The organism is Corallococcus llansteffanensis, assembly GCF_003612055.1.
GTDB lineage: Bacteria > Myxococcota > Myxococcia > Myxococcales > Myxococcaceae > Corallococcus > Corallococcus llansteffanensis.
The window spans coordinates 1-2,785 of the sequence record NZ_RAWB01000860.1; the positions used below are offsets into that span (position 1 = coordinate 1).

Annotated in this window: 2 protein-coding genes; one reads left to right on the forward strand and one right to left on the reverse strand. The window is 69.2% G+C overall.

What is annotated here, in order from left to right; translation table 11 throughout:
- Positions 1–188 precede the first annotated feature (188 nt).
- Positions 189–1,586 carry a dihydrolipoyl dehydrogenase gene (gene lpdA / locus D7V93_RS41290; protein WP_120648463.1) on the forward strand — a complete coding sequence of 466 codons (1,398 nt, stop codon included), beginning with the start codon at positions 189–191 and terminating at the stop codon, positions 1,584–1,586.
- Here lpdA and D7V93_RS41295 read toward each other — a convergent pair.
- On the reverse strand, positions 1,583–2,593 hold the full coding sequence (locus D7V93_RS41295; RefSeq protein ID WP_120648464.1) for a helix-turn-helix transcriptional regulator: 1,011 nt from the start codon (positions 2,591–2,593) through the stop codon (positions 1,583–1,585). The two genes, lpdA and D7V93_RS41295, sit on opposite strands and share 4 nt — an antisense overlap.
- Positions 2,594–2,785 lie beyond the last annotated feature (192 nt).

Consider the following 2,785-nt stretch of genomic DNA (forward strand, 5'->3'; position numbering starts at 1 on the left):
GACCTGGGCCGGAGCGGGCGTGTCGCGGTGGGTCACGTAATAGAGGCGTCCGAAGGCCAGCAGCGCTACTAGCATCAAGAGGAGCGTATGGGGCGGGAAGCGGCGCACGAGCAAACTCCTTGATTCCAACCGGGACCGGGGGTTATCAGCGCCCGCGAGTTCCATCCGCAAAATAGACGGAGGCGTGCGTGGCTGAGACTTTCGACGTGGTGATCATCGGCTCGGGTCCTGGCGGCTATGTGGGCGCCATCCGCGCGGCCCAGCTTGGGCTGAAGACGGCCATCATCGAGAAGGACAAGCGCCTGGGCGGCACCTGTCTGCATCGCGGATGCATCCCCACGAAGTCGCTCCTGTGGACGGCGTCACTCTTCCACCACATCAAGGAAGCGGCGGACTTCGGCATCGACACGGCCAACCCCACCGTCAACTGGGCCAACGCCCAGAAGCACAAGGACAAGGTCGTCACCAAGGGTGCCAACGGCATCGACTTCCTGATGAAGAAGAACAAGATCACGGTCGTGAAGGGCCATGGTCGCATCAGCGGGAAGGGCAAGGTGGAGGTGACGGCGGAGGACGGCTCCAAGCAGACGCTGGAGACGAAGAACATCATCATCGCCACGGGCTCCGTGCCCAAGTCCCTGCCGAACGTGCAGGTGGACCACAAGCGGGTGATGAACAGTGACTCCATCCTGACCATCGACCGCATCCCCAAGAGCATCATCGTCCTGGGCGCGGGCGCGGTGGGCTGCGAGTTCGCCTCCGTGTTCAACCACGTGGGCAGCAAGACGGCCATCGTGGAGTACATGCCCGCGCTGCTCCCCATCGAGGACGCGGACATCTCCAAGGAGCTGGACAAGATCTTCCGCCGCCGCGGCATCGACGTGCACACCGGCGCCAAGGTGGAGAAGGTGGAGCACACGGCGGACGGCGTGCGCGTCACCATGACGGTGGGCAGCGAGACGAAGACGCTGGAGGCCGAAATCCTCCTGTCGGCGGTGGGCCGCTCGCCCGTCACCGAGGACGTGGGCCTCAACAAGACGTCCATCCAGCCCGACCGCGGCTTCATCAAGGTCGACGCGCAGTGCCGCACCACCGAGCCCAACGTCTACGCCATCGGCGACGTCATCCCCACGCCGATGCTGGCGCACATGGCCAGCGCCGAGTGCGTGATGGTGGTGGAGCACATCGCCGGGAAGAACCCCGCGCCCATCAACTACGACCTCACCCCGTCGGCCACCTACTGCTACCCCGAGGTGGCGTCGGTGGGCCTCACGGAGAAGAAGGCCAAGGAGCGCGGCTACGACGTGAAGGTGGGCATCGCCCCCTTCGGCGCCGTCACCAAGTCCGCCATCTCCAACGAGTCCATCGGCCTCATCAAGATTGTCTCCGACAAGAAGTACGACGAGGTGCTGGGCATCCACATCATCGGGCCCCACGCGACGGAGCTGCTCGCGGAGGCGTGCGTCTCCATGAAGCTGGAGATCACCACCGAGGAGCTGGCCCACACCATCCACGCCCACCCGACGCTCTCGGAGATCATGCACGAGGGCGCCGAGGCCACGCTGGGCCACCCGCTGCACTTCTAGCGGGACCTGCGTTCGCGGCGGCCCGGGCCCTGGCCGGGGCCGCCGTAGAGTACCTGGAGTGAGGCCGCCACGGCGGCCAGCCGTTGTCGCAGCGCCTCCGGGGCGAGCACCTCCACGCCGCCCCCGAGCGTGCAGAGCTGGGAGAGCGCGATGGACTCCCGCTCGAAGTCCAGCGTCACCTTCCGCTTCCCACCGCGTGCCGCGGGCGCCGCCTTCAGGCGCTCCCCGTCGGCCGGGGGACGCACCTGGCGCAGCGCCGCTTCCCCTTCCGCCGTGAAGCGCAGCGTGACGTCGTAGCGGGGCCGCTCGACGGCGAACCTCGCGCACCAGCCCTTCCAGAACACGGGCAGGTCGAAGCCCGGGGGCCGGGTGAAGCCGAAGCCCTGCGAGCGCAGCCGCACGCTCCCGATGCGCGCGCCCCGGAAGACGCGGGGGCCCTGGTCCGTGCCGGCGACGAGGTACCAGCGGTCCGCCTTGATGACGAGCCCGTAGGGATCCACCGCGCGGCGTGAGGGCGCCCCTTCGAAGTCCTGGTAGGTCAGCGACACGCTCCGGTCCTGCCACGCGGCGTCGCGCAGCGTGCCCAGGTGCGGCACGGGCTCGCGGCCGGTGAACCAGCCGGAGGCGTCCACGTGGAGTCGCTGGCGGGCATGCTCCAGCGCGGGCTGTTGGAGGGCGGGGAGCGCCGCGGCCAGCTTCACCAGGCCCGTGCGCAGCGGGGCGGACAGCCCCAGGTCGTCCAACGCGCCCGGCGCTCCCACGGTGGCCAGGGCCTGGAGCTCCGGACGGGTGAGGCCGGTGAGCTGCGTGCGCCAGCCCTCCATCAGCGCCACGCCGCCCGCCGCGCCGCGCGTGGCGTACACGGGGACGCCCGCCGTGGACAGCGCGTCCAGGTCGCGGTGCACGGTGCGCCCGGAGACCTGGAGCTCTCGGGCGAGCTGGCTCACGGTGCTCCGGGGCCGGGACTGCAGGCGCATCAACAGGTGCATGAGTCGGTCGGCGCGCATGGGCTCGGCCCTCCGAGGCTGCATGGGGTGCGGCTTCCAACAGCGCGTGCAGCTTCGTCCGGCAATCATGACAGGGGTTGTCAGGATTGGGGGCGCAGGGTGGGGACAGAAAAGGAGCACCACCATGAAGCCACTCGAAGGACAGGTTGCCCTGGTCGCTGGCGCGACGCGGGGCGCGGGCCGGGGCATCGC